The organism is Streptomyces sp. NPDC003034 (assembly GCF_053591375.1).
The window spans coordinates 263,362-288,371 of the sequence record NZ_JBSFTS010000005.1 but is presented as its reverse complement, the minus strand read 5'-3'; the positions used below and the strand labels follow the sequence as shown (position 1 = coordinate 288,371).

24 protein-coding genes are annotated in these 25,010 nt (G+C 71.0%); 9 read left to right on the top strand and 15 right to left on the bottom strand.

The genetic code is table 11. From position 1 onward, the window contains the following. Window positions 1–162 precede the first annotated feature (162 nt). On the top strand, window positions 163–867 hold the full coding sequence (locus tag ACWDX7_RS09120) for a transglycosylase SLT domain-containing protein (protein ID WP_451492369.1): 705 nt from the start codon (window positions 163–165) through the stop codon (window positions 865–867). Window positions 868–1,002: 135 nt separating this feature from the next. Here the strand turns inward: ACWDX7_RS09120 and ACWDX7_RS09115 are convergent, their stop codons facing one another. After that, on the bottom strand, window positions 1,003–3,606 hold the full coding sequence (locus ACWDX7_RS09115) for an FHA domain-containing protein (RefSeq protein ID WP_451492368.1): 2,604 nt from the start codon (window positions 3,604–3,606) through the stop codon (window positions 1,003–1,005). An 819-nt stretch (window positions 3,607–4,425) separates the two neighbouring features. Here ACWDX7_RS09115 and serB point away from each other — a divergent pair. Further along, window positions 4,426–5,625, top strand: coding sequence for a phosphoserine phosphatase SerB (serB, locus tag ACWDX7_RS09110; protein WP_451492367.1), 1,200 nt, complete (start codon window positions 4,426–4,428; stop codon window positions 5,623–5,625). Window positions 5,626–5,733: 108 nt separating this feature from the next. Here the strand turns inward: serB and ACWDX7_RS09105 are convergent, their stop codons facing one another. The 4 genes from ACWDX7_RS09105 to ACWDX7_RS09090 form a co-directional block, all read right to left on the bottom strand. Beyond that, window positions 5,734–6,255 (bottom strand): SixA phosphatase family protein, encoded by a 522-nt coding sequence (locus tag ACWDX7_RS09105; RefSeq protein WP_451492366.1) that lies wholly within the window; start codon window positions 6,253–6,255, stop codon window positions 5,734–5,736. Window positions 6,256–6,345: 90 nt separating this feature from the next. Beyond that, window positions 6,346–6,594 carry a hypothetical protein gene (locus tag ACWDX7_RS09100; protein WP_451492365.1) on the bottom strand — a complete coding sequence of 83 codons (249 nt, stop codon included), beginning with the start codon at window positions 6,592–6,594 and terminating at the stop codon, window positions 6,346–6,348. A 177-nt stretch (window positions 6,595–6,771) separates the two neighbouring features. Continuing rightward, on the bottom strand, window positions 6,772–6,897 hold the full coding sequence (locus tag ACWDX7_RS09095; protein WP_451492381.1) for an SGM_5486 family transporter-associated protein: 126 nt from the start codon (window positions 6,895–6,897) through the stop codon (window positions 6,772–6,774). Beyond that, window positions 6,897–8,222 (bottom strand): CynX/NimT family MFS transporter, encoded by a 1,326-nt coding sequence (locus ACWDX7_RS09090; protein ID WP_451492364.1) that lies wholly within the window; start codon window positions 8,220–8,222, stop codon window positions 6,897–6,899. The genes ACWDX7_RS09095 and ACWDX7_RS09090 overlap by 1 nt, the downstream gene beginning before the upstream one ends. 57 nt (window positions 8,223–8,279) lie before the next feature. On the opposite strand from ACWDX7_RS09090, the gene ACWDX7_RS09085 reads away from it, so the two are divergent. Further along, window positions 8,280–8,954 (top strand): FadR/GntR family transcriptional regulator, encoded by a 675-nt coding sequence (locus tag ACWDX7_RS09085; RefSeq protein ID WP_451492363.1) that lies wholly within the window; start codon window positions 8,280–8,282, stop codon window positions 8,952–8,954. A 19-nt stretch (window positions 8,955–8,973) separates the two neighbouring features. On the opposite strand, the gene ACWDX7_RS09080 is transcribed toward ACWDX7_RS09085, so the two are convergent. The 3 genes from ACWDX7_RS09080 to fabG all read right to left on the bottom strand — a co-directional run bounded on the left by ACWDX7_RS09080 (window position 8,974) and on the right by fabG (window position 11,157). After that, window positions 8,974–9,450: a hypothetical protein gene (locus tag ACWDX7_RS09080; protein WP_451492362.1), complete on the bottom strand. Its 477-nt coding sequence runs from the start codon at window positions 9,448–9,450 to the stop codon at window positions 8,974–8,976. Between the two features lie 208 nt (window positions 9,451–9,658). After that, window positions 9,659–10,432, bottom strand: coding sequence for an enoyl-ACP reductase FabI (gene fabI / locus ACWDX7_RS09075; RefSeq protein WP_451492361.1), 774 nt, complete (start codon window positions 10,430–10,432; stop codon window positions 9,659–9,661). A 5-nt stretch (window positions 10,433–10,437) separates the two neighbouring features. Further along, window positions 10,438–11,157 (bottom strand): 3-oxoacyl-[acyl-carrier-protein] reductase, encoded by a 720-nt coding sequence (gene fabG / locus ACWDX7_RS09070; RefSeq protein WP_451492360.1) that lies wholly within the window; start codon window positions 11,155–11,157, stop codon window positions 10,438–10,440. Between the two features lie 184 nt (window positions 11,158–11,341). Here fabG and ACWDX7_RS09065 point away from each other — a divergent pair, with 184 nt between their 5' ends. Genes ACWDX7_RS09065 through tyrS form a run of 3 tightly spaced genes read left to right on the top strand, consistent with a single transcriptional unit; the run spans window position 11,342 to window position 15,579 of the window. Next, window positions 11,342–12,865: a TldD/PmbA family protein gene (locus ACWDX7_RS09065; protein ID WP_451492359.1), complete on the top strand. Its 1,524-nt coding sequence runs from the start codon at window positions 11,342–11,344 to the stop codon at window positions 12,863–12,865. Continuing rightward, complete coding sequence (locus tag ACWDX7_RS09060) at window positions 12,862–14,262, top strand: metallopeptidase TldD-related protein (RefSeq protein ID WP_451492358.1); 1,401 nt, start codon at window positions 12,862–12,864, stop codon at window positions 14,260–14,262. Before ACWDX7_RS09065 ends, ACWDX7_RS09060 begins: the two co-directional genes overlap by 4 nt. Before the next feature lie 51 nt (window positions 14,263–14,313). Then, window positions 14,314–15,579, top strand: coding sequence for a tyrosine--tRNA ligase (gene tyrS, locus ACWDX7_RS09055; protein ID WP_451492357.1), 1,266 nt, complete (start codon window positions 14,314–14,316; stop codon window positions 15,577–15,579). Between the two features lie 158 nt (window positions 15,580–15,737). On the opposite strand, the gene ACWDX7_RS09050 is transcribed toward tyrS, so the two are convergent. Further along, a complete protein-coding gene (locus ACWDX7_RS09050) occupies window positions 15,738–16,013 on the bottom strand; it encodes a GlsB/YeaQ/YmgE family stress response membrane protein (protein ID WP_451492356.1) in 276 nt (91 codons plus the stop codon). Between the two features lie 175 nt (window positions 16,014–16,188). On the opposite strand from ACWDX7_RS09050, the gene ACWDX7_RS09045 reads away from it, so the two are divergent. Together ACWDX7_RS09045 and ACWDX7_RS09040 are read left to right on the top strand one after the other, a co-directional pair. Beyond that, window positions 16,189–16,530 carry a DUF3099 domain-containing protein gene (locus ACWDX7_RS09045; protein ID WP_451492355.1) on the top strand — a complete coding sequence of 114 codons (342 nt, stop codon included), beginning with the start codon at window positions 16,189–16,191 and terminating at the stop codon, window positions 16,528–16,530. A gap of 146 nt (window positions 16,531–16,676) precedes the next feature. Beyond that, window positions 16,677–16,934 carry a hypothetical protein gene (locus ACWDX7_RS09040; protein WP_451492354.1) on the top strand — a complete coding sequence of 86 codons (258 nt, stop codon included), beginning with the start codon at window positions 16,677–16,679 and terminating at the stop codon, window positions 16,932–16,934. A gap of 32 nt (window positions 16,935–16,966) precedes the next feature. Here ACWDX7_RS09040 and moaA read toward each other — a convergent pair whose 3' ends face one another. The 3 genes from moaA to ACWDX7_RS09025 all read right to left on the bottom strand — a co-directional run bounded on the left by moaA (window position 16,967) and on the right by ACWDX7_RS09025 (window position 20,187). Further along, window positions 16,967–17,959, bottom strand: a complete 993-nt coding sequence (gene moaA / locus ACWDX7_RS09035; RefSeq protein ID WP_451492353.1) for a GTP 3',8-cyclase MoaA — start codon at window positions 17,957–17,959, stop codon at window positions 16,967–16,969. 228 nt (window positions 17,960–18,187) lie between these two features. Then, a complete protein-coding gene (locus tag ACWDX7_RS09030; RefSeq protein WP_451492352.1) occupies window positions 18,188–19,825 on the bottom strand; it encodes a solute symporter family protein in 1,638 nt (545 codons plus the stop codon). Then, complete coding sequence (locus ACWDX7_RS09025; protein ID WP_451492351.1) at window positions 19,822–20,187, bottom strand: DUF485 domain-containing protein; 366 nt, start codon at window positions 20,185–20,187, stop codon at window positions 19,822–19,824. Before ACWDX7_RS09025 ends, ACWDX7_RS09030 begins: the two co-directional genes overlap by 4 nt. 257 nt (window positions 20,188–20,444) lie before the next feature. Between ACWDX7_RS09025 and ACWDX7_RS09020 the strand changes: the two genes are divergently transcribed. After that, complete coding sequence (locus ACWDX7_RS09020; protein WP_451492350.1) at window positions 20,445–21,986, top strand: S8 family serine peptidase; 1,542 nt, start codon at window positions 20,445–20,447, stop codon at window positions 21,984–21,986. A gap of 93 nt (window positions 21,987–22,079) precedes the next feature. Here the strand turns inward: ACWDX7_RS09020 and ACWDX7_RS09015 are convergent, their stop codons facing one another. Genes ACWDX7_RS09015 through ACWDX7_RS09005 form a run of 3 tightly spaced genes read right to left on the bottom strand, consistent with a single transcriptional unit; the run spans window position 22,080 to window position 24,864 of the window. Beyond that, the gene (locus tag ACWDX7_RS09015) at window positions 22,080–23,123 is read right to left on the bottom strand and encodes a zinc-dependent alcohol dehydrogenase family protein (RefSeq protein ID WP_451492349.1); all 1,044 of its coding nucleotides are present in this window, start codon (window positions 23,121–23,123) and stop codon (window positions 22,080–22,082) included. A gap of 29 nt (window positions 23,124–23,152) precedes the next feature. Continuing rightward, the gene (locus ACWDX7_RS09010; protein ID WP_451492348.1) at window positions 23,153–23,899 is read right to left on the bottom strand and encodes a lysoplasmalogenase; all 747 of its coding nucleotides are present in this window, start codon (window positions 23,897–23,899) and stop codon (window positions 23,153–23,155) included. Continuing rightward, window positions 23,896–24,864 carry a sterol desaturase family protein gene (locus tag ACWDX7_RS09005; RefSeq protein WP_451492347.1) on the bottom strand — a complete coding sequence of 323 codons (969 nt, stop codon included), beginning with the start codon at window positions 24,862–24,864 and terminating at the stop codon, window positions 23,896–23,898. Before ACWDX7_RS09005 ends, ACWDX7_RS09010 begins: the two co-directional genes overlap by 4 nt. Window positions 24,865–25,010: the final 146 nt, after the last annotated feature.

The following is a 25,010-nucleotide window of genomic DNA, read 5'->3' as shown; positions in this document are numbered from 1 at the left end:
CGGTGCTGCGGGGGCCCGTGATCCACTATGCGGCTTCGTACGTCACACCTTTGCCAGGTCTTTTCGCCGCCGCTAAGAATTGCTCCCGTCGCACAGCGCCGCGGATCCCGGATCTCGCGGCGCTCTCCTGCGGCCCCCGCTATTCGAAGAGGTTGCCCCGCCATGTCTGCTTCCAGCACTTCCGGTCACAGTCGTCTGACGAAGGCACACAAGCTGTCCATCGCCGGTGTCGCCACCCTCGGTGCCACCGCGCTCGCTTTCTCCCTGATCCCGGCCGGTGCCGCCCAGGGTGACACCGTCGCCGTCGCCGCCGCCCCGGTGGCGTGGACGAAGGTCGTCGACGGCGCTCAGACGAAGGCCGTGCAGCAGCACCTCACGGTGCAGCAGGTCGTGGCGGACAAGCAGGCGAAGGCCGCGGCGAAGGCGAAGGCCGACGCCGCCGCCAAGGCGAAGGCGGCCGCGAAGGCCAAGGCCGAGGCCGCCGCGAAGAAGGCCCGGGAGCAGAAGGCGGCGGCGAGCCGCTCCGCCGTCCGTACCCCCGTCTACGCGAACAACCTCGACGGCTGGATCAAGGAAGCCCTCTTCATCATGAAGAAGGAGGGCATACCGGGCAGCTACTCCGGTATCCACCGCAACATCATGCGCGAGTCCAGCGGTAACCCGCTCGCGATCAACAACTGGGACATCAACGCCCAGAACGGCATCCCGAGCAAGGGCCTGCTCCAGGTCATCTACCCGACCTTCAAGACGTACCACGTCAAGGGCACCAAGTTCGACCAGTACGACCCGGTCGCGAACATCGTCGCCGCCTGCAACTACGCGGCCGACCGCTACGGCTCGATGGACAACGTCAACAGCGCCTACTAGGCCGCTCTGACGTACCCGATCCCCCATGCGCCTCAGGGCGGCCCCCGGAGTTCCGGTGGCCGCCCTGAGGCGTTTCGCGCGTACCGCGCCCGCTGGGGGCTGTGGCGGGGCTGCGGGGTACGGGGCGTACGCGGGCTACTTGCGCATGACCTCCGGCTCGTGGCGGCGCAGCAGACGGGCCACGGCGAAGCCGCAGACGATGCCGAGCAGCAGCAGGATGGTGATGTTCAGGCTCCACTGGCCGACCGTGGCGTCCCAGAGCGGGTCGGTGTTGGTCGGGTTGTCGCGGTCCCACGGCGGCATGAGCTTGCCGAGGTTCAACGTGGTGCCGGCGGCGGCGACCGCCCAGCGGGACGGCATCAGCCAGGCGAACTGCTCCAGGCCCGGGGAGTCGTACACCTGGAAGAGGATGCCCGTGAAGACGACCTGGACGATCGCGAACATGACCAGCAGCGGCATCGTCTTCTCGGAGGTCTTGACCAGCGAGGAGATGACGAGGCCGAACATCATCGAGGTGAAGCCGAGCGCGATGACCGAGAGGCAGAGCTCGACGGCCGGCGGCATCAGCAGACCCTCGGTGGGCAGATCGCGCGGGAAGAAGCCGATCCCGCAGATGATCACGCCCTGGATGGCGGTGATGACGCCGAGGACGATCACCTTCGACATGAGGTACGCGGACCGGGACAGGCCCGTCGCGCGCTCACGCTCGTAGATGACGCGTTCCTTGATCAGCTCGCGGACCGAGTTCGCGGCGCCGGAGAAGCACATGCCGACCGCGAGGATCAGCATGATCGTGCCGGCGTCGCCGTTGAACTGGGACGGCGGCTTCGGCGGCGCGAGGCCGAAGGTCGCGGGGATGACCGTGGAGACCACGCCGAGGACCGCGGGCAGGATCAGCATCAGGCCGAGGAAGCCGCGGTCGGAGGCGATCACCGAGACGTAGCGGCGGATCAGCGTGGCGAGCTGGGAGCCCCAGGCCTGCGGCTTGGGCGGCTGCATCTGCTGCACGCTGGGCTGGACGGACTGCGGAGCGACCGCGTCGATGTCGGCGGCGTACAGCTGGTAGTGCTGCGAGCCCTTCCAGCGGCCGGCCCAGTCGTAGTCGCGGTAGTTCTCGAAGGCGGAGAACACGTCGGCCCAGGTGGTGTAGCCGAAGAAGTTCAGCGCCTCGTCCGGGGGACCGAAGTACGCGACCGAACCGCCCGGGGCCATGACCAGCAGCTTGTCGCAGATCGCGAGCTCGGCGACCGAGTGGGTGACGACGAGCACCGTGCGGCCGTCGTCGGCGAGCGCGCGCAGCAGCTGCATGACATCGCGGTCCATGCCCGGGTCGAGGCCGGAGGTCGGCTCGTCCAGGAAGATCAGCGACGGCTTGGTGAGCAGCTCCAGAGCCACGGACACGCGCTTGCGCTGACCACCCGAGAGGGAGGTGATCTTCTTGTCCTTGTGGATGTCGAGCTTGAGCTCGCGCAGCACCTCGTCGATGCGGGCGGCGCGCTCGGCCTCGGCGGTGTCGCCGGGGAAGCGGAGCTTGGCCGCGTACTTCAGGGCGGTGCGGACGGTCAGTTCCTTGTGCAGGATGTCGTCCTGCGGGACCAGGCCGATGCGCTGGCGGAGCTCCGCGAACTGCTTGTACAGGTTGCGGTTGTCGTAGAGGACGTCGCCCTGGTTGGCCGGGCGGTAGCCGGTCAGCGCCTTGAGCAGGGTCGACTTGCCGGAGCCGGAGGGTCCGATGACGCCGATGAGCGACTTCTCCGGGACTCCGAAGGTGACGTCCTTGAGGATCTGCTTCCCGCCGTCGACCGTGACCGTGAGGTGTCGGGCCGAGAAGGAGACGTCACCGGTGTCGACGAACTCCTCAAGGCGGTCGCCGACGAGCCGGAACGTCGAGTGGCCGACGCCGACGATGTCGTTGGGACCGAGGAGCGCGGTGCCGGACTTGGCCAGCGGCTGGCCGTTGACGTAGGTGCCGTTGTGGCTGCCGAGGTCGTGGATCTCGAAGCGGCCGCCGGGCATTGAACGGAACTCGGCGTGGTGCCGGGAGACCTGGAGGTCGGAGACGACCAGCTCGTTCTCCAGCGCACGGCCGATGCGCATGACGTGGCCCAGCGAGAGCTGGTGGAACGTCGTCGGGCTGCGGTCGTTGTGGCCGGGCGTCGCCCCCTGCGCGGGACGGGCCGCCGCGGGGCCGCCGCCGATGCCGTTGCCCTGCTGGTGCGGGAGGTGCGGCTGCGGTGGCTGCTGCGCGTGCTGCTGGTGTGGTGCGTGCTGCGGTTGTACGTACTGCTGCTGCGGCGGCTGAGCGTGCTGCTGCTGCGGGTGTGCGTGCTGCTGCTGGTCCCAGGCATGCTGCTGAGGCTGCTGCGGAGCCTGGTACGCGGGGGCCTGCGGCACGGCGTACGCCTGTGCCGGAGCCTGCTGAGGCTGCTGGGCCTGCTGTGGCGCCGCGGCGGCGACGGGACTCAGCCGCGGGCCGTCGGTGGCGTTGCCCAGGTAGACCGGCGTACCGGGCACGAGCTCGGTCTGCTGGACCCGAGCGCCGTGCACGTACGTGCCGTTGGTGCTGCCGTGGTCTTCAATGCCCCAACCCCGGCCGTTCCAGGCGATGGTGGCATGTCGCCACGACACCCTCGCGTCATCGATCACCACATCTCCCTGGGGATCACGCCCCAGCGAGTACGACCTGGACGGATCAAGCGTCCAGGTCCTTCCGTTCAATTCCAGTACGAGTTCCGGCACTCCAGCCCCACTTATGGTCCCCCGAGAATCCCCCTGACGTCAGGGAGTCTAGGGATGGCGAACATCCGGGGGAACTATTTCAGGCCCGGAGCCACATGTGGAATCCGGGCCTTGCGGGGGCGCCCACGACTGCCGGTTGAGGGGGTCGAAAGCCACCCGGAGAGTGCGATACGGGACTTCTCTCCCCCGCCGACCGTCCACCGTCCGCCCGCGCAGCCCGGACCGGCTCACCCGTGGGTACGGCTCGGCCGTCCGGCCGGGCCGCGGCGGCGCGGGCGGTGAGGAGGCGTGCCCCTGTCCGCGCCACCGCCTTGAGGACCCCGGCCATAAGGCCCGGACAACGAGGCCGGGGCGCAGGCCCGAGGGTCGGGGCCGAGGGCCGGTTGCGCCGGGGGCCGGGGCGGTGAGCGCGGGAGCGCGAGCGGTCGGGGCGGCGCGGGCAGCAGGGCCGCGCGGGCGGTGAGCCCTCGCCGAGGGGCTCCTGACGGGCGGGAGCGCCTTGGAGGCCGACCCACCCGGGCGGCGGCGGGGCCGGAGGGCCCTTGGACGGCGGGCCCCGTCTGATGGCGGCGGCCGGGAGGTGCCCCCTCGGACGGCGGGGGCGCTCCCGGCCGGGAGGTGCCCCCTCGGACGGCGGGGGCGCTCGACCCGCACGGTTGGGGGCGGCGAGTCCGCGAGACGCCCGCCTGGACGGCGGAGGCGCCCGGGGGGGCGGCCGGTGCTGCGGGGGGGCGGAGCGGTATGTACAGGAGGGGGTGGGGCTCGCAGGGTGGGACGGGGGTCCACCTGGGGGGTGAGGGAAGATACGGTGAGAGAACCATGAGCGCTTCGCAGAACTCCGAGGTCCCCACCCTCCTCGTCAAGATCTTCGGCAAGGACCGTCCCGGGATCACCGCCGGGCTGTTCGACACCCTCGCCGCCTACTCCGTCGATGTCGTCGACATCGAGCAGGTCGTCACCCGCGGCCGCATCGTCCTGTGCGCCCTCGTCACCGAGCCCGTCGGCGGTACCGAGGGCGAACTGCGGGCCACCGTCCACAGCTGGGCCGAGTCGCTCAAGATGCAGGCCGAGATCCTCTCCGGCACCGGTGACAACCGGCCGCGCGGCAGCGGCCGCTCCCACGTCACCGTGCTCGGGCACCCGCTCACCGCCGAGTCCACGGCGGCCATAGCGGCCAGGATCACCGCGACCGGCGGCAACATCGACCGCATCTTCCGTCTCGCCAAGTACCCGGTGACGGCCGTCGAGTTCGCCGTCTCCGGTTGCGAGACCGAACCGCTGCGCACCGCGCTGGCCACGGCGGCCGCGCACATCGGCGTGGACGTGGCCGTGGTCTCGGCCGGGCTGCACCGCCGGGCCCAGCGCCTGGTCGTCATGGACGTGGACTCGACGCTGATCCAGGACGAGGTCATCGAGCTCTTCGCCGCGCACGCGGGCTGCGAGGCCGAGGTGGCCGAGGTCACCGAGCGGGCCATGCGCGGCGAGCTGGACTTCGAGCAGTCGCTGCACGCCCGGGTGGCGCTGCTGGCGGGCCTGGACGCCTCCGTGGTGGACAAGGTCCGCTCCGAGGTGCAGCTGACGCCCGGCGCCCGGACCCTGATCCGCACCCTCAAGCGGCTCGGCTACCAGGTCGGCGTGGTCTCCGGCGGGTTCACCCAGGTGACGGACGACCTGCGGGAACGGCTGGGGCTGGACTTCGCCTCGGCGAACACCCTGGAGATCGTCGACGGGAAGCTTACCGGGCGGGTCACCGGCGAGATCGTGGACCGGGCGGGCAAGGCCCGGCTGCTGCGTCGCTTCGCCGCGGAGGCCGGCGTACCGCTGGCCCAGACGGTGGCCATCGGTGACGGCGCGAACGACCTGGACATGCTGAACGCGGCCGGGCTGGGCGTTGCCTTCAATGCCAAGCCCGTGGTCCGCGAGGCCGCCCACACCGCCGTGAACGTGCCGTTCCTGGACGCGGTGCTGTACCTGCTCGGGATCACCCGCGAAGAGGTCGAGGCCGCCGACCTCGGCTGATCCGTACGACGCGTACGCCGCGTACGACCCGTACGACTCCCCCGGCCCGTACGAACGCGGCGGGCCCCGGCAGCCGGTGCGGCGGCCGGGGCCCGCTCACGTGCCCGGTCAGTGATCCTTGGGGGTCCAGAACTCCACCAGCGTGCCCACTCCGTGTTCCAGGGACTTCCACGGGCCGGTGAAGGACACGATGGCCAGCGACGCCGTGGGGAATCCGGTACGGGTCAGCCGCGCCAGGGTGTCGCCCTCCGCGCGGCCCGGGAGGGCGTCGGCGAGGGCGTGCATGCCCGGGTTGTGCCCGATGACGACGAGGTCGGCGACCTCGTCGGAAGTCTCGTTCAGCAGGGCGATGAGCTCGCCCAGCGAGGCGTCGTACAGCCTCTCCTCGTACACGGTCTTCGGCCGGTGCGGCAGCTTCTGGACGGCCAGCTTCCAGGTCTCCCGGGTGCGGGCGGCGGTGGAGCACAGGGCCAGGTCGAAGGAGATACCGGTTTCGGCGAGCTTCAGACCGGCGGCCGGCGCGTCGTGGCGGCCTCGCTCCGCCAGCGGGCGCTCGTGGTCGGACACCGGGGGCCAGTCGGCCTTGGCGTGCCGGAGGAGGGCGATCCTGCGGGTTGTATCGGCGCTCATGACTCCCAGCTTCGCATGAAACGAGCCGCGGGGCGCAAGGTGTTGGGGGCCCTCACCCGGGGGTGTGCGGGGCGTGCGGGCGCGCCGCCGTCAGCTGAGGACGCCCAGCAGGCTTTCGAGGAGCTGGAGGAGTGCGGAGGTCTCACCGGGGGCTGCATGGGCCTCGCCGGATCCACCGAGGAGCAGCAGGAGGAGGCCGAAGCCGAGCGCGGGCAGGGCCAAGGCCCACCAGTGCAGCCGGGTACTCGCGCTCGCACCCGCACCGGCGCGGTGGCCGGAGGGATGTGGGCGGGCGGGGAGGCCGGCGGAGACGGGCCGGGTGTGCGTGGGGGCCGACATGGCCGCCTCCGTGGGTGTGCGGACGGGACGGGCTCGATGTCTTCGAATCTATGGATCCGGGGACACCGTCCCCATCCGGGGCGCACCCCACTTCACCCTGAGCCTGGCCCCCTAAGGGTGGGTGGGGTTAGCCCCACCCACGGCAGGCGCTGGAGCTCCTGCGGCCACCGGCCCGGCTCACGGTGAGGCGATCGTCGCGATGACGGCGATGATCACGGTCACGGCGAGCATCGCGCCGAGCACGATGCCGAGCTTCTTGTGACTGTTCTGGGGATTCGGTTCCAGTACGGGCGACATGTCCATCAGTTTCGCATGCCGCATTCGTCCTCGATGGTGCGGTCCCGGCCGGCCAGGACGCCCAGGGCCATCTGCGGGACCAGCAGTCCGGCCATCAGGGCGAGGGGCAGGTCCCAGCCGCCGCTGTGCTGGTAGAGGGCGCCGATCAGCAGCGGACCGGGGATGGAGATGAGGTACCCGGTGCTCTGGGCGAAGGCGGAGAGCTTGGCGACGCCGGCCGGGGACTTGGCGCGCAGCCCGATCAGGGTGATGACGAGCGGGAAGGCGCAGTTGGAGACGCCCAGCAGGAGCGCCCAGGCCCAGGCGCCGGCGGCGGGGGCGAGGTAGAGCCCGAGGTAGCCGGCGAAGCCGAAGAGGCCGAGGACGAGGGCGATGGCACCCTGGTTCCTCATCCGGCCGGCCAGACCGGGGATGACGAAGGCCAGCGGGACGCCCATGACCATGGTGACGGCGAGCAGTACTCCGGCGGTGGAGGCCGAGACCCCTGCGTCGCGGAAGATCTGCGGGAGCCAGCCCATGGTGATGTACGCGCCGGTGGCCTGGAGGCCGAAGTAGCAGCCGAGGGCCCAGGCGGTGCGGCTGCGCAGGACCCGCGGGCCCGCGTCGGTGCGTACACCGCCCGCGGAGTCGGCGTCCACGGCGGCGCGCTCGGCCCGCTGGGCCCGGCGGGAGGCGCGGGCGATGGGGATCCAGGGCAGTACGGCGACCAGCGCGAGCACCGCCCAGATCCCCAGGCCGGTGCGCCAGCCGCCCCCGAGGGCGGCGGTCATCGGGACGGTCGCGGCCGCGGCCAGCGAGGTGCCGGCGGCCAGCGCCATGGAGTAGACGCCGGTCATCGTGCCGACCCGGTCCGGGAAGTGGCGCTTGACGATCACCGGGAGCAGGACGTTGGTCAGGGCTATGCCGGCCAGGGACAGGGCGCTGGCGGCGAGGAACCCGGTGGCGCCGGTGGCGAAGGAGCGGATCAGCAGGCCCGCGGTGACGGCGGCCATGCCGGCGCAGACGACGGGCGCGGGGCCGAAGCGGCGGGAGAGGCGGGGTGCGGTCACGCCGAAGACGGCGAAGCAGAGGGCCGGGACGGAGGTGATCAGTCCGGCGACGGTCCCGCTCATGCCGAGGCCGGTGCGGGTCTCCTCGAAGAGGGCGCCGAGGCTGGTGATGGCGGGCCGCAGGTTGAGGGCGGCCAGCACGATCCCTACGACGAGCACCGGGCCGAGCCACGTCGGGGCCGGGGCGGGGGCCGCGGTGCGGGACCGGGCGGCGGCCGGGCGGTCTTCGCGTCGCCCAGCGGCCGGCGGGCGGTTCATGGTGCGGGTTTCGTGGTCGTGCATTCAACCATCATAGAATCATGGGATGATTGGTTGTCCAATCGCCGCTGAGAGGAACCCATGCCCCTGACCTCCCCGAGGCGCTCGGCGCTCGTCGACCAGGTGATCGCGCAGCTGCGCAACCAGATCACCTCCGGCGAGTGGCCCGTCGGCGCCCGCATCCCCACGGAGCCGGAGCTGGTGGAGCTGCTGGGCGTCGCGCGCAACACCGTCCGCGAAGCCGTGCGGGCCCTCGCGCACAACGGCCTCCTCGACATCCGGCAGGGCTCCGGCACGTACGTCATCGCCACCAGCGAGCTGGCGGGGGTGATGCACCGCCGCTTCGCCGGGGCCGACCCGCGGCACATCGCGGAGCTGCGCTCGACCCTGGAGTCCTCGGCGGCCCGGCTGGCGGCGGAGCGGCGCGGCGAGCGGGACCTCGTACAGCTGGACGCGCTGCTGGCACGGCGCGAGGAGGCCTGGGCGAGCGGGGACGCGGAGCGGTTCGTGGCGGCGGACGTGAGCCTGCACATGGCCGTGGTGACCGCCTCGCACAACGATGTGCTGATCGAGGTGTACGCGGACCTCGGGGAGCTGGTGGCCGACTGGCTGCGGGCCGATGTGGGCACGGAGCTGGATCCCGCCTCCCATCTGGACCACGGCGGGCTGATCGAGGCGATCCGGCGCGGCGACGGGGACGCGGCCGCTGCCGAGGCGGCGGGGTACCCCTTCACCTGCCTGGGCGGGACCCGGTAAGAGCGGGCAAGGCCCTGGGTCAGGGTGCGGGGCGCTGGTGGGTGACCCACGCCGAGCGGACTTCCTTCCAGCAGCGACTGATGATCTCGGCCCGCCCGGCCGGTCCGACGGCCACGGCGGCGCTGTCCCCGTCCACGTCCCACCAGCGGTCGCACTCCACGTGCAGCCGCACCAGGTCCGTCTCCGGGTAGCCGTTGTGGCAGTACGCCGTCACCCGCGAGCCCTCGATCTCGGTGTCGCAGTCGGCGCCGAAGAGGTCCCGGGAGGCGGTCGGGGGCCGGGAGGGTGGCTCGGCGGGGATCTCGGCGAGCTCCACGACGGCCGGGGCCTCCCACGCGGGGCCGGGCGTCTGGTCGCCGCCCGCCGGCTGGACGGCGGCGCCCGCGGGCTCGGCGGCTGCGCCCGCCGGCTGTGCGGCGGCGCCCGGGACCAGGAATCCGGTCAGGATCACGGAGGTGACCAGCAGCGATACCGCTCGGCTCGGCCTCGGGTGCACTCCGTACCTCCTCCCCGCGGGAGCCGAGAAGATCCCGGCTCGGTCAGTTTGCAGGCATCTGTCCAGGTTTTCGACTCGGGAGGATGCTGTCACGGGGCGAACATCCGGTCGAGTACGCGGCCGCACCCGCGTCAGCACCCGCGGAAACGGCGGCGGCCGCGCCTCCCGGAAGGGAAGCGCGGCCGCCGCCGTACGGACGCAGGAGCCGTCAGGCACCCATCGCGTGCAGACCGCCGTCCACGTGGATGATCTCGCCGGTGGTCTTCGGGAACCAGTCCGACAGCAGGGCCACGACGCCCTTGCCCGCCGGCTCCGGGTCGCTCATGTCCCATTCCATCGGGGAGCGGTGGTTCCAGACGTCCGCCAGATCGGAGAAGCCCGGGATGGACTTCGCGGCCATGGAGCCGAGCGGACCCGCGGAGATCAGGTTGCAGCGGACGTTCTGCTTGCCCAGGTCACGGGCGATGTAGCGGCTGGTGGCCTCCAGCGCGGCCTTGGCCGGGCCCATCCAGTCGTACTGCGGCCACGCGTACTGCGCGTCGAAGGTGAGGCCGACGACCGCGCCGCCCTCGCCCTCCGGGAACAGCGGCAGGCAGGCCATGGTCAGCGACTTCAGGGAGAAGGCCGAGACGTGCATCGCGGTGGCGACCGACTCGAAGGGGGTGTTCAGGAAGTTGCCGCCGAGCGCGTCCTGCGGCGCGAAGCCGATGGAGTGGACGACGCCGTCCAGGGCGCCGAGCTCGGCGCGTACCAGGTCCTCCAGGCGGGCCAGGTGCTCGGTGTTGGTGACGTCGAGCTCGATGACCTTGGCGGGCTTCGGCAGCTTGCGGGCGATGCGCTCCGTCAGCGTCGGCCGCGGGAACGCCGTCAGGATGACCTCGGCGCCCTGCTCCTGGGCCAGCTTGGCGGCGTGGAAGGCGATGGATGACTCCGTCAGCACTCCGGTGATGAGGATGCGCTTGCCGTCGAGAATTCCGCTCATGGTGATCAGTGACCCATGCCCAATCCGCCGTCAACGGGAATGACGGCTCCGGTGATGTAAGCGGCGTCGTCGGACGCCAGGAAGCTCACGGCTGCCGCGATCTCCTCGGGCCGCGCGTAGCGGCCCAGCGGCACCTGGCCCACGATGCCGGCGCGCTGCTCGTCGGTGAGCGCCTTCGTCATGTCGGTGTCCACGAAGCCGGGAGCCACCACGTTGAAGGTGATGTTGCGGGAGCCCAGCTCGCGGGCGAGGGAGCGGGCGAAGCCGACCAGCGCCGCCTTCGAGGCCGCGTAGTTGGCCTGCCCCGCCGAGCCCAGCAGTCCGACGACCGAGGAGATCAGGACGACGCGGCCCTTCTTGGCACGGAGCATGCCACGGTTCGCGCGCTTGACGACACGGAAGGTGCCGGTGAGGTTGGTGTCGACGACCGAGGTGAAGTCCTCCTCGGACATCCGCATCAGCAGCGTGTCCTTGGTGATGCCGGCATTCGCCACGAGCACCTCGACCGCGCCGTGCGCGTCCTCGATCTGCTTGTAGGCCTGCTCCACCTGCTCGGAGTCGGTGATGTCGCAGCGGACCGCCAGGACGCCGAGGGAGGTCAGTGCCTCCGGGGGCTCACCCGACCGGTACGTGATCGCGACTTTCTCTCCGGCTTCCGCGAAGGAACGGGCGATGGCGAGGCCGATGCCCCGGTTTCCTCCGGTGACGAGAACCGAGCGGCTCAACAGATCACCCTTTCGCTAGCAGTCTGAATACCAAAAACCTATAGGTCGTATCCCCCGGACGGAGAATCGGGCTCCGACAGCGCCTTGGGACGGGCTCTGTCGAATCCCTACAGAAAGAGGTAGGCACAAGAGCGCCGGGCGCGACATGATCGAGGCGACCGGCCCCGACCACGGGAGGACTTCCGTGCCCCATTCCATCGACGCGGCTTTCACCGCACTGCCCTTGCGGGCGCTCGCCGATGCGGCGCTCGCCCGGGCGCGTGCGCTGGGCTGCGACCACGCCGATTTCCGGCTGGAGCGGATTCGCAGCGCCTCTTGGCGGCTGCGCGACGCCAAGCCCTCCGGCGCGTCCGACATCACCGACCTCGGGTACGCGGTCCGCGTGGTGCACGGGGGCAGTTGGGGGTTCGCCTCCGGCGTGGACCTGACCATGGACGGCGCCGCCAAGGTGGCCTCGCAGGCCGTGGCCATGGCGAAGCTGTCGGCCAAGGTGATCAAGGCCGCCGGCTCCGACGAGCGGGTGGAGCTCGCCGAGGAGCCGGTGCACTCCGAGCGGACCTGGATCTCGGCCTACGACGTCAACCCCTTCGACGTGCCGGACGCGGAGAAGGCGGCGCTGCTCGCCGACTGGAGCGCGCGGCTGCTGGCGGCGGACGGGGTCGCGCATGTGGACGCCTCGCTGCTCGCCGTCCACGAGAACAAGTTCTACGCCGACACCGCGGGCACCTCGACCACGCAGCAGCGGATCCGCGTGCACCCGCAGCTCACGGCGGTCGCCGTGGACGGCAGCACGGGCGAGTTCGACTCGATGCGCACGATCGCCCCGCCCGCCGGGCGCGGCTGGGAGTACCTGACCGGCACGGGCTGGGACTGGGACGCCGAGCTGGAGCAGATTCCCGGTCTGCTGGCCGAGAAGATGCGGGCGCCGAGCGTGCGGGCGGGCCGCTACGACCTGGTCGTGGACCCCTCGAACCTGTGGCTCACCATCCACGAGTCCATCGGCCACGCCACCGAGCTCGACCGGGCGCTGGGCTACGAGGCCGCGTACGCGGGGACCTCCTTCGCCACCTTCGACCAGCTGGGCACCCTCAAGTACGGCTCCCCGATCATGAACGTGACGGGTGACCGCACCGCCGAGCACGGGTTGGCCACCGTCGGCTTCGACGACGAGGGCGTCGAGGCGCAGAGCTGGGACCTGGTCAAGGAGGGCGTTCTGACCGGCTACCAGCTGGACCGGCGGATCGCGAAGCTGACCGGCCTCGGACGCTCCAACGGCTGTGCCTACGCCGACTCGCCCGCGCACGTGCCCGTCCAGCGGATGGCCAACGTGTCGCTCCAGCCGGATCCGGGCGGCTTGTCCACCGAGGATCTGATCGGGGGCGTGGAGCGCGGGATCTACGTGGTCGGCGACCGCTCCTGGTCGATCGACATGCAGCGCTACAACTTCCAGTTCACCGGGCAGCGGTTCTTCCGCATCGACAACGGCCGGCTGGCCGGGCAGTTGCGCGATGTCGCCTACCAGGCCACGACCACCGAATTCTGGGGCTCGATGGAGAAGGTCGGCGGCCCGCAGACGTACGTGCTGGGCGGCGCCTTCAACTGCGGCAAGGCCCAGCCGGGGCAGGTCGCGTCCGTCTCGCACGGCTGCCCGTCCGCGCTGTTCCGCGACGTGAACATCCTGAACACCACGCAGGAGGCCGGGCGATGACCCCGTCGATTCGCATCACCAAGCCGCACGAGATCGTCGAGCGGGCCCTGGAACTGTCCACCGCCGACGGCTGTGTCGTCATCGCCGACGAGGAGTCCACCGCCAATCTGCGCTGGGCCGGCAACGCGCTCACCACCAACGGCGTCACCCGCGGCCGGACCCTGACGGTCATCGCCACGGTCGACGGCAAGGAGGGCACGGCCTCGGGGGTCGTCTCGCGCTCCGCCGTCACCGCCGCGGACCTGGAGCCGCTGGTGCGGGCCGCCGAGGCCGCCGCTCGCGGGGCGGGGCCCGCCGAGGACGCCCAGCCGCTGGTGACCGGGACCCCGGCCTCGCCGGACTTCCGCGACGCCCCGGCCGAGACCTCCTCGGCGGTGTTCACGGACTTCGCCCCGGCCCTCGGCGAGGCCTTCGCCCGGGCCCGCGCGGGAGGCCGGGAGCTGTACGGCTTCGCCAACCACGAGCTGGTCTCCACGTACGTCGGCACCTCGACGGGCCTGCGGCTGCGCCACGACCAGCCCAAGGGCACCCTGGAGCTCAACGCCAAGTCCCCCGACCGGACCCGCTCGGCCTGGGCCGGCCGTTCCACCCGGGACTTCAAGGACGTGGACCCGACCGTGCTCGACACGGAGCTGGCCGTACGCCTGGGCTGGGCCGAGCGGAAGATCGACCTGCCGGCCGGGCGGTACGAGACCCTGCTGCCGCCGACGGCCGTGGCCGACCTGCTGATCTACCAGATGTGGTCGGCGGTGGCCCGGGACGCGGTGGAGGGCCGGACGGTCTTCTCCAAGCCCGGCGGCGGGACCCGGATCGGCGAGAAGCTGTCCGGGCTGCCGCTCACGCTGCGCAGCGACCCGCACGCGCCGGGCCTGGAGTCCGCGCCGTTCGTGATCGCCCACAGCTCCGGCGACGACGCCTCGGTGTTCGACAACGGGCTTCCCATCCCGGCGACCGAGTGGATCCGGGACGGCCAGCTGGCCCGGCTGCTGACGACCCGGCACAGCGCCGGCCTGACCGGGCTGCCGCTCTCCCCCGGCTTCGGCAACCTGATCCTGGACGCGGGCGGCGACAAGTCGCTGGAGGAGATGGTCGCGGACACCGGGAGGGGCCTGCTGCTGACCTGTCTGTGGTACATCCGCGAGGTGGACCCGGCGAGTCTGCTGCTCACGGGCCTGACCAGGGACGGCGTGTACTTGGTGGAGGACGGGCAGGTCGTCGGCGAGGTCAACAACTTCCGGTTCAACGAATCCCCCGTGGACCTGCTGTCGCGGGCCTCGGAGGCCGGCCGGACGGAGCAGACCCTGCCGCGCGAGTGGAGCGACTGGTTCACCCGGGCCGCGATGCCCGCGCTGCGCATCCCGGACTTCAACATGAGCTCGGTCAGCCAGGGTGTCTGACCCACCTAGACTGAGTGACGCAATTCCATCATCCGAAGGAGTCGAGAGACCGTGACGGACATCGTCGACGAACTGAAGTGGCGCGGGCTCTTCGCCCAGTCCACCGATGAAGAAGCGCTGCGCAAGGCGTTCGCGGACGGTCCTGTCACGTTCTATTGCGGCTTCGACCCGACCGCGGCCTCGCTGCACGTGGGACACCTGGTGCAGGTGCTCACCATGCGCCGGCTCCAGCTGGCCGGGAACCGCCCGCTGGCGCTGGTCGGCGGCGCCACCGGCCAGATCGGTGACCCGCGGCCGACCGCCGAGCGCACCCTGAACGACCCGGCGACCATCGCGGAGTGGGTGGGCCGGCTGCGTTCGCAGATCGAGCCGTTCCTGTCCTTCCAGGGCGAGAACGCCGCGGTCATGGTGAACAACCTGGACTGGACGGCGGGCATGTCCGCCATCGAGTTCCTGCGGGACATCGGCAAGCACTTCCGCGTCAACAAGATGCTGACGAAGGACTCGGTCGCCAAGCGGCTGGAATCCGACCAGGGCATCAGCTACACCGAGTTCAGCTACCAGCTGCTCCAGGGCATGGACTTCCTGGAGCTGTACCGGCGCCACGGCTGCGTGCTCCAGCAGGGCGGCTCCGACCAGTGGGGGAACCTGACCGCCGGTCTCGACCTGATCCACCGGGTCGAGCCGGGCGCCGTCGTGCACGCGATGGCGACCCCGCTGATGGTCAAGGCGGACGGCACCAAATTCGGCAAGACCGAGGGCGGGGCCGTCTGGCTCGACCCGGAGCTGACCACCCCGTACGCGTTCTACCAGTTCTGGCTGAACGCGGACGACCGGGACATCTCCACGTACATGCGGATCCTGTCCTTCCGGAGCCGCGAGGAGCTGGAGGCCCTGGAGGCGCAGACCGCCGAGCGGCCGCAGGCGCGCGCCGCCCAGCGGGCGCTGGCGGAGGAGCTGACGACGCTGGTGCACGGCGCCGAGCAGTGCGCCGCCGTGATCGCCGCTTCGAAGGCCCTCTTCGGCCAGGGCGAGCTGGCGGATCTGGACGAGGCCACGCTGGCCGCGGCCCTGTCCGAGCTGCCGCACGCCGAGGTCTCGGAGCTCACCCAGGTGGTCGACCTGTTCACCGAGGTCGGTCTGGTCGCGAGCAAGTCGGCCGGGCGCCGGACCGTGAAGGAGGGCGGGGCCTACGTGAACAACGTGAAGGTCACCTCCGAGGACGCGGTCCCCGCCAAGGAGGACCTGCTGCACGGGCGCTGGCTGGTGCTGCGCCGGGGCAAGAAGAACCTGGCTGCGGTGGAGATCACCGGCTGAGAGTCCTGCGGCCCCTACGGGCGCACCTCGGAGGGGCCGGTACGGACGGGGATGTCCGTACCGGCCCCTCCGGCGCGTCGAGGCGCGGTCAGGATCAGCGGCCGGCCTGGGCGGTCCGGCTCAGCAGCCAGCTCAGGCGGTCCGGCTCAGCGGCCGGCTCAGGCGGTGCGTCTCTTGCCCCGGAGCGCCATGTAGACCATGTCGCCGACTCCGACGATCAGGACCGCTCCCGCCACTTGCAGCAGGTGCCGGATCCAGTCGATGCCCCTGGTGTCGGCGACCCCGATCCAGGTCGCCACGGCGTTGCCGAGGACACCGCCGATGATTCCGAAGATCACCGTCAGCCAGAGCGGCTGGTGCTGCCTGCCCGGCAGGATCGCCCGGGCAATCAGGCCCAGCACCAAACCGACGATGATCGCCCACAACCAATGCATGTCGCCTCCTCAAGGCGCGATGTGCGCATGTCCGGTCAGTCTCGGGCCGCCCTGCAGGCGCCGCATGTCGGACGGGGCCATTGGGGTGCACCCCGCCTCCTCGCGGCCCCGGGGGCGGCGTACGGTGGAAGGGTCCGGGCCGGGGTGCGTCCGGCGGCTGATCGGGTGGTGGAGCATGGAGCGGAAGAGGCGGCAGAAGCGGAAGGGCGCCGAGGTCTTCCGGATCACCGGAGCGCGGATGGGGCTCGCCGAGGACGTGCGGGGCCGCCAGCGGCGCTATGTGATCTCGATGGCCATCCGGACCCTGTCGGTCATCGCGACCGTGGTCTTGTGGAACGTGCAGCGCCCGGTGGCGATCGTGACGCTGATCGCGGGGGCGTTGCTGCCCTACGTCGCCGTGGTCATCGCCAATGCCGGGCGCGAGTCGGCGCCCTCGCTGCCTTCGCACTACATCCCGACTCCCACGCACCCGGAACTGGGCCCGGGAAACCTCAAGAAAAGCTCAGATCAATCATGAAGTTCCGGTGCACCGCACCGGGTGCTGCGTGACATACTGCCTACGCGCTCCGCATCCCCCGTCGGAGCGACGGACCGACGCCGGGCAGCTCCCCCCGTGGCTGCTCGGCGTCGTTTTTCCGTCCCCGGGGTTTGTAGGGTTGAGGCGTGAACTCCCCTGAAAACCCCGGCTCCCCCGACACCGAGGCGCCCACCTGCTCCGCCAAGGGCTGCCGCGGCGCGGCCGTGTGGGTCCTGGCGTGGAACAACCCGAAGCTGCACACCCCGGAGCGCCGCAAGACCTGGCTGGCATGCGAGGAGCACCGCGAACACCTCTCCCAGTTCCTGGGGGTCCGCGGTTTCCTCAAGGACGTCGTCAAGATCGGCGAGTGGGAGCAGCCGCCGGGATCGGAGCGCGAGCGCTGAGCGACGGCTAGGGAGTCCGCGGCTAGCGGGGCTCAGCCGCCGATCGCCGACATCGGGCGGTCGGGCTGGAGGAAGGACGAGGGGTCGTCGAGGCCGGAGCCGGCCTTCTTGCCCCACATCGCCACCTTCCACAGGCGGGCGATCTCCTCGTCCTCGGCGCCGGAGCGAAGGGCGGAGCGAAGGTCCGACTCCTCGGTGGCGAAGAGGCACGTACGCACCTGGCCGTCGGCCGTGAGCCGGGTGCGGTCGCAGGCGCCGCAGAAGGGGCGGGTGACCGAGGCGATGACGCCGACGGTGGCCGGGCCGCCGTCGACCAGCCAGCGCTCGGCGGGTGCGGAGCCGCGCTCGGCGGCGCCTTCCTCGGCGAGCGCGAAGCGGGTGCGCAGGGACCGCAGGATGTCGCCGGCGGTGATCATGCCGTCGCGCTTCCAGCCGTGCTGCGCGTCGAGCGGCATCTGCTCGATGAAGCGGAGCTCGTACTCGTTCTCCACGGCCCAGGCCAGCAGGTCGGGGGCTTCGTCGTCATTGAGCCCCGGCATCAGGACGGCATTGACCTTGACGGGGGTGAGACCGGCCTCCCGGGCCGCCGCCATGCCGTCGAGGACGTCCTTGTGCCGGTCGCGGCGGGTGAGGGTCTTGAAGACCTCGGGACGCAGGGTGTCCAGGGAGACATTGACCCGGTCCAGGCCGGCGGCTTTCAGGGCGGACGCGGTCCGCTTGAGGCCTATGCCGTTGGTGGTCAGCGACATGCGGGGCCGCGGTTCCAGCGCCGCGCACCGCTCCACGATTCCGACGAGACCGGGCCGCAGCAGCGGCTCGCCGCCGGTGAAGCGGACCTCGGTGATGCCGAGCCGCGTCACGGCGATGCGGATCAGCCGGACGATCTCGTCGTCGCTCAGCAGATCGGACTTGCCGAGCCACTGCAGGCCCTCCTCGGGCATGCAGTACGTACAGCGCAGATTGCACCGGTCGGTGAGCGAGACGCGCAGGTCAGTGGCCACGCGGCCGTATGTGTCGAGAAGCACTGTGGGCCCCCTCCCCTGTCCGGATCCGTAGAGGTACACGCGAGTTCACGCAGCATTGAAACACCCAGTGCTTGCGCTGTATTCGAGCCTACGCGACGCGTGTGACATGTAGCGGTGCCCGAATGAACGAGACGCGACGCGGCCGCGTCGTAGGGAAGTACGACGCGGCCACGCTGGGTGTTCGGACGAACTCATGGAGCGCGTGTCAGCGGGCTCGCGTGGCCCGTGTCAGTGGGCCCCGGTGCCGGTCAGGGAGCGGACCTCCAGCTCGGCGAACTTCTGCGCGTCGGCCTTCTCCTTCGACAGGAGCGTCCCCAGCCAGCCGAGCAGGAAGCCCAGCGGGATGGAGATGAGGCCGGGGTTCTCCAGCGGGAACCAGTAGAAGTCGGCGTCCTTGAACATCGAGGTGGGCTTGCCGGACACGACCGGCGAGAACAGCACCAGGACGACCGAGGAGATCAGGCCGCCGTAGATCGACCACAGCGCGCCCCGGGTGGTGAAGCGCTTCCAGAAGAGGCTGTAGAGGATCGTCGGCAGGTTGGCGGAGGCGGCCACCGCGAAGGCGAGCGCGACCAGCCCCGCGACGTTCAGGTCGCGGGCGAGTGCGCCGAGCCCGATGGCGACCGCGCCGATGACGACGGTGGACCAGCGTGCCGCGCGGACCTCTTCCTTCTCGGTGGCCTTGCCCTTGCGGATGACGTTCACGTACAGGTCGTGCGCGAAGGACGAGGAGGAGGCGAGGGTGAGACCGGCGACCACCGCGAGGATGGTGGCGAAGGCCACGGCGGAGATCACGGCGAGGAGGATCGCACCGCCGGTGGAGCCGGCGCCGCCGCCGATCTCCTGCGCGAGCAGCGGGGCCGCGGTGTTGCCCGCCTTGTTGGAGGCGAGGATGTCGGCCCGGTTCAGCAGGGCCGCGGCGCCGAAGCCGAGGGCGATCGTCATCAGGTAGAAGGCTCCGATGATGCCGATGGCCCAGTTCACGGACTTGCGGGCGGCCTGCGCGGTGGGAACCGTGTAGAAGCGGATGAGGATGTGTGGCAGGCCGGCGGTGCCCAGGACGAGGGCCAGGCCGAGCGAGATGAAGTCCAGCTTCGAGGTGGAGTCCATGCCGTACTTCAGGCCCGGCTCCAGGAATTTGACGCCCTGTCCGCTGTTCTCGGCGGCCTTGCCGAGCAGCTCGGAGACGTTGAAGTCGAACTTCAGCAGCACCAGGAAGGTGATCAGCAACGCGCCCGCGATGAGCAGGACGGCCTTGATCATCTGGACCCAGGTGGTGCCCTTCATACCGCCGATGGTCACGTAGACGATCATCAGTACGCCGACCAGCGCGACGACGGCCACCTTGCCGCCGTCGCTGCTGATGCCCAGGAGCAGCGAGACCAGCACGCCGGCGCCGGCCATCTGGGCGAGCAGGTAGAAGATCGAGACCACGATGGTGGAGGTGCCGGCGGCGGTACGGACGGGCCGCTGGCGCATCCGGTACGCGAGGACGTCTCCCATCGTGTAGCGCCCGGAGTTGCGCAGCGGCTCGGCGACGAGCAACAGCGCGACCAGCCAGGCGACGAGGAAGCCGATGGAGTAGAGGAAGCCGTCGTAGCCGAAGAGCGCGATGGCTCCGGCGATGCCGAGGAAGGACGCGGCGGACATGTAGTCGCCGGAGATGGCGAGGCCGTTCTGGAAGCCGGTGAACTGGCGGCCGCCCGCGTAGAAGTCGGCGGCGTCCTTCGTCTGGCGGCCGGCCCAGACCGTGATGATCAAGGTGGCGACGACGAACAGGCCGAACAGGGTGATGATCAGCGGCCGGTGCTCGGTGGCGCCCGCGGCGACCGTCGTCAGGTGGAGGGTGCTCGCGCCGTCGCTCATTCGCCGGCCTCCATGCGCGCCTTGATGGCCGCGGCCTTGGGGTCGAGGTGCGCGGCGGCGTGCCGTGCGTACAGCCAGGCGATGAGGAAGGTGGTCGCGAACTGGGCGAGGCCGAAGACGAGGGCGACGTTGATGTTGCCGAAGAGCTTGGTCCCCATGAAGCCGCCCGCGTAGTTGGACAGCAGCACGTAGAGCAGGTACCAGGCGATGAAGGCCACGGTGAGCGGGAAGGCGAAGGAGCGGTAGGAACGGCGCAGTTCGGCGAATTCGGCACTCTGCTGGACGCTGGCGAACGCTTCGTCCGTGGGGCTCGCCGGCGGCGTTCCCGCGCTGCCCGGCGGCGGCGCTGCTTCGGTGGTCACGGGGGGCTCTCCTTGTGACGCTGGTGCGGTGGGGACGACGGACAAAACAACCTCCGCGTGGGGGGACGGTGGTGCTGATCCCCCCTGTCAACGGCACGGTCGGCGTGTCGCGGCGGTTCAACACCCACTGTGTCTTTGGAAACTGATGTCTCGAACTGATGGCGGAGAGGGGAACGGGGACGCTAGGTTCGCCTGTCATGGACCGTCTGTCGCGACCGCGCCCGGACGGCTTTTTTCAAGGATGATGTGGAGAACCCATGGCTCATCTGGGATCCGGCCGCCGGCGTGCCCTCGCCGTACCGGTCGGCCTGGCGCTCACCGCCTCGCTCGCCTTCCTGCCCTCGGTCACGGCATCCGCCGCTCCGCTGGGCAACACGGCGGACGCGGCAGCGGCCTCGAAGTCCGACACCTCCGGCCCCAAGATGTCGTACGTGGCGAACCTGTCCTCGTACGGCACCGTGGAGCGGGCGAGGAAGGCCATCGAGCGGGCCGGTGGAACGGTGGTGACGGCGCATGAGCAGATCGGTGTCGTCGTCGCACATTCCCAGAACCCGGAGTTCGCCAAGCAGCTGCGGGCCCAGCGCAGCCTCTTCGTGTCGGTCGGTGCCACCCGGACGGCCCCCCTGCAGACCGTGCAGACCCACGAGGAGGGCACCACCCAGCGGCTGAGCGCGGCGGACGCCGCCAAGGCGGCGGCGGACGCGGCACCGGGTCAGGAGCCGCTGGAGCCCAACCAGTGGGACCTGCGCACGATCAAGGCCGACGAGGCTCACAAGATCAACGATGGCAGCCAGGACGTCACCGTGGGCGTCATCGACACGGGTGTCGACGACACCCACCCCGATCTCGCCCCGAACTTCTCCAAGGAGCAGTCCGCCAACTGCGTCGGCGGTGTCGCGGACACCTCCGAGGGCGCCTGGCGCCCGTACGCCGACGGCAGCGACCACGGCACCCACGTGGCCGGCACGATCGGCGCCCCGCGCAACGGGGTCGGCGTCAGCGGTGTCGCGCCCGGCGTGAAGATCGCGGCGATCAAGGTGAGCGAGCCCGCGAGCAGCCTCTTCTTCACCGAAGCGGTCGTGTGCGGCTTCATGTTCGCCGCCGAGAAGGGGATCGAGGTGACCAACAACAGCTACTACGTCGACCCCTGGTACTTCAACTGCAAGACGGACGACGACCAGAAGGCGCTGGTGGAGGCCCTCACCCGGGCGACCAGGTACGCCGAGCGCAAGGGCGTGCTCAACGTCGCCGCGGCCGGCAACTCGAACTGGGACCTGTCGGCCGACTCCATCGTGGACGACACCAGCCCGAACGACACGACGCCGGTGCCGCGCACCATCGACCCGAGCGTCTGCCCGGACCTGCCGACGCAGCTGCCCGGCGTGGTCACGGTGACCTCGACCGGCGACAAGGGTCTGCGGTCGTACTTCTCCAACTACGGCCTGGGCGTGGCGGACGTGGCCGCTCCCGGCGGCGACAAGTGGCAGGTCCCGGCCACCCCGGACGCCAACGGCCGCGTACTGTCCACCATCCCCGGCGGCTACGGCTACAAGCAGGGCACCTCGATGGCCGCCCCGCACGCCGCCGGTGTCGCGGCCCTGCTCAAGAGCGCGCACCCGTCGGCGACGCCGCGCCAGCTCCAGGCGATGCTGAAGGGCCAGGCCACGAAGACGCCCTGCCCCACGCAGATCTACAACAACGAGGGCGCCCTGATCGACGCCACCACCTGTGAGAGCAAGTGGGGCCAGACCGGCTACTACGGCTACGGCGTGGTCGACGCCCTCAAGGCCGTGAAGTAACCAGCCCGGCAGGCCGTACGCGGTGTCACGTGAAGGGGCCGGGCGGGGAGATGCCCGCCCGGCCCCTTCATCGCCGCGCCGTACGCCGCAACGTCAGAGCTGGATGAGAACCTTGAGCGCGCTGCGGTCGTGCATCGCGCGGTAGCCGTCCGGGACCTCTTCCAGGGTGACGGCCCGGTCGAAGACGGGCGAGGGGTCGAGCGCGCCGCTGAGCACGTCCTCCAGCAGCTCCGGGATGTACGCGCGGACCGGTGCGACACCGCCGCGCAGGGTGATGTTGCGGTCGAACATCACGCCGAGGTCGAGGCCGGTGCCGCTGCCGTGCGGGACGCCGACGTAGCCCACCGCCCCGCCGTCGCGCGTGATGTTCACGGCCGTGCGCATGGATTCTTCGGTGCCGACCGCCTCGATGACGGCGTGCGCGCCCCGGCCGCCGGTGAGTTCGCGGACGGCGGCCTCGGCCGCCTCGCCCCGCTCGGCCACGATGTCGGTGGCCCCGAAGAGCTTCGCAATGTCCGTACGGGCGCTGTGGCGTCCCAGCGCGATGATCCGATCGGCGCCGAGGCGCTTGGCGGCCAGGACCCCGCACAGGCCGACCGCGCCGTCTCCGACGACGGCGACCGTGGCGCCCTGGCGCACGCCCGCTCCGAGCGCGGCGTGATGGCCGGTGCCCATGACGTCGGAGAGTGCGAGCAGGCCGGTCAGCAGCGCGTCGTCGGAGGCGGCCGCGATGGGCAGCTTGACCAGGGTGCCGTCGGCGTGCGGCACGCGGACGGCTTCGCCCTGGCCTCCGTCGTGGCCCACCGAGCCCCAGAAACCACCGTGCTCGCAGGAGGTGTAGAGGCCCTCGGCGCAGTAGTCGCAGGTGCCGTCGGACCACATGAAGGGCGCGACGACCAGGTCGCCGGCGCGCAGCCCGGCCACCGCGGAGCCGGTCTCCTCGACGATGCCGAGGAACTCGTGGCCGATGCGCTGTCCGGGCTGGCGCTCGGCTTCACCCCGGTAGGCCCAGAGGTCGCTGCCGCAGATGCAGGCGCGCAGGACGCGGACGACGGCGTCCTCGGGACGGCGGATCGCGGCGTCGGGCACCTCCTCCACGCGGATGTCGTACGGGGCGTGGATGACGGTGGCGCGCATGGTGGTGCAGTCCTCCGGTTCGGGGTCGTTCAGTCGGGGCTTCGTGTGCCTCGGATGCTGGGAGCGACCTTCCTACGGTACGCCTGCCCGCGTGCCGTCACGGCCGTGGCCAGCAGGTACTGGGCGGCCAGGTAGGTGGCCATGATCCAGAAGTCCGGGCGGGGCGGCTGCGGCCATCCGGCGACCCCGGTGGCGATGAGGGTGTCGGAGACCAGGAACAGCGCCCCGCCGATCCCGGCGTGCGGGCCCAGGGCGCTGGAGCGGAAGGCCATGGCGGTGAGCAGCAGGCTGTAGCCGGCGACGGGTGCGCGCAGCCCGGCCGGCAGGTCCGTCCACATCAGGCCGACCACGCCGACGAGGGCGAGGGCGTACGCCCCGGCGAGCAGGGGGCTCGCGCTCCGCTTGCCGAAGAGCACGAGGTAGCAGACGTGTCCGGCGGCGAAGGAGCCCATGCCGATGAGGAAGGCGGCCTCGGCGTCGAAGAGCAGGGCCAGATCACCGCCCCAGCCGAACAGCAGGGCGGCGACCAGCAGGCGCGGTGCGCCCCGGGTGAGCGCGTGGGCCAGCAGCAGCGGCATCAGCAGGGGCTTGGCGATGACGTGGCCGAGGTGCCAGTCGGCGAGCAGCGAGCCGAGGTCGCCGGCGGCCGCGAGGGCGAAGGCGACGAGCAGGACCCGGGCGGCTGGGCCGCTTCCGGCGCCCGCCGGGCGGGCCCGGGAGGGGGCACCGGATGGTGCGGTGGGCGGGCCGCAGGCGCTGGAGGCGCCGGCGCTCACGCGGCGTGCTCCGGAGTCGTCTGCCCGGAGGGAGCCGCCGGGGACGGCCGGTCCGCGGAGGGCGTGGCGGTCGCCAGCGGCGCGGCGGGCCCTGACGGTGTGCCGGTGGCCGCGGTTGCCGCGCCTGCCGGGGCCGGGGCCGGCTGCCAGCCCGGACCGCGGAAGACGCGCCCGGCGCGTTCGCGCCAGTCGGCGGCGGCCCGCAGGTCCCGGGCGATGGCGACGTACTCGTGGGTGGCGACGCGCAGCGGGTTGTAGGTGTCGATGTTCTTCGTCAGCCCGTAGACGGGCTTGTCGCCCTCCCCCACCCAGGATCCGAACATCCGGTCCCAGATGATGAGGATCCCGGCGAAGTTGCGGTCCAGGTAACCGCCTTGGGAGGCGTGGTGGACGCGGTGGTGGGAGGGGGTGTTGAAGACGTACTCGACGGGGCGCGGGAGCTTGCCGATGCGCTCGGTGTGGATCCAGAACTGGTACACGAGATTGACGGAGTAGCAGAACGCCACCGCGGCCGGGTGCACGCCGAGGGCGATCATCGGCAGGTAGAAGGGCCAGGAGGTGGCGCTGGTCCACGGCTGGCGCAGGGCGGTGGTGAGGTTGAACTTGCGGCTGCTGTGGTGCACGACGTGGCAGGCCCACAGGATGCGGATCACGTGGTGGCCGCGGTGCTGCCAGTAGTAGAGGAAGTCCTGCGCGAGCAGCATCAGCAGGACGGTCCACCACAGGACGGGCACGCGCAGCGGTGTCAGTTCGTAGATTGCTGTGTAGATGGCGAGGACCGGGATCTTCCAGAGCAGGTCGAAGACCAGGCTGCCGAGTCCCATGCCGATGCTGGTGACGGCGTCCTTGGCCTCGTACCCGGCGGCGTCCTCGTCGGGATGGATCCGGTAGCTCACCATCTCCACGACGGTGAGCAGCACGAAGGCGGGTATGGACCACAGCACGACATCGGGCAGGTTCGGCATGCCCGCACCATAGAGGCCCCTCCAGGCGGGCCGCTAGAGGTTGTTACCGATCGGTATGCGCGGATGTTACCCGCGGTTCGCAGCGGCTGGTCCGACAGGCGAGAACTGCGGGAAGTTGACACGTCGACAGACGGCGGCGGGCCTGG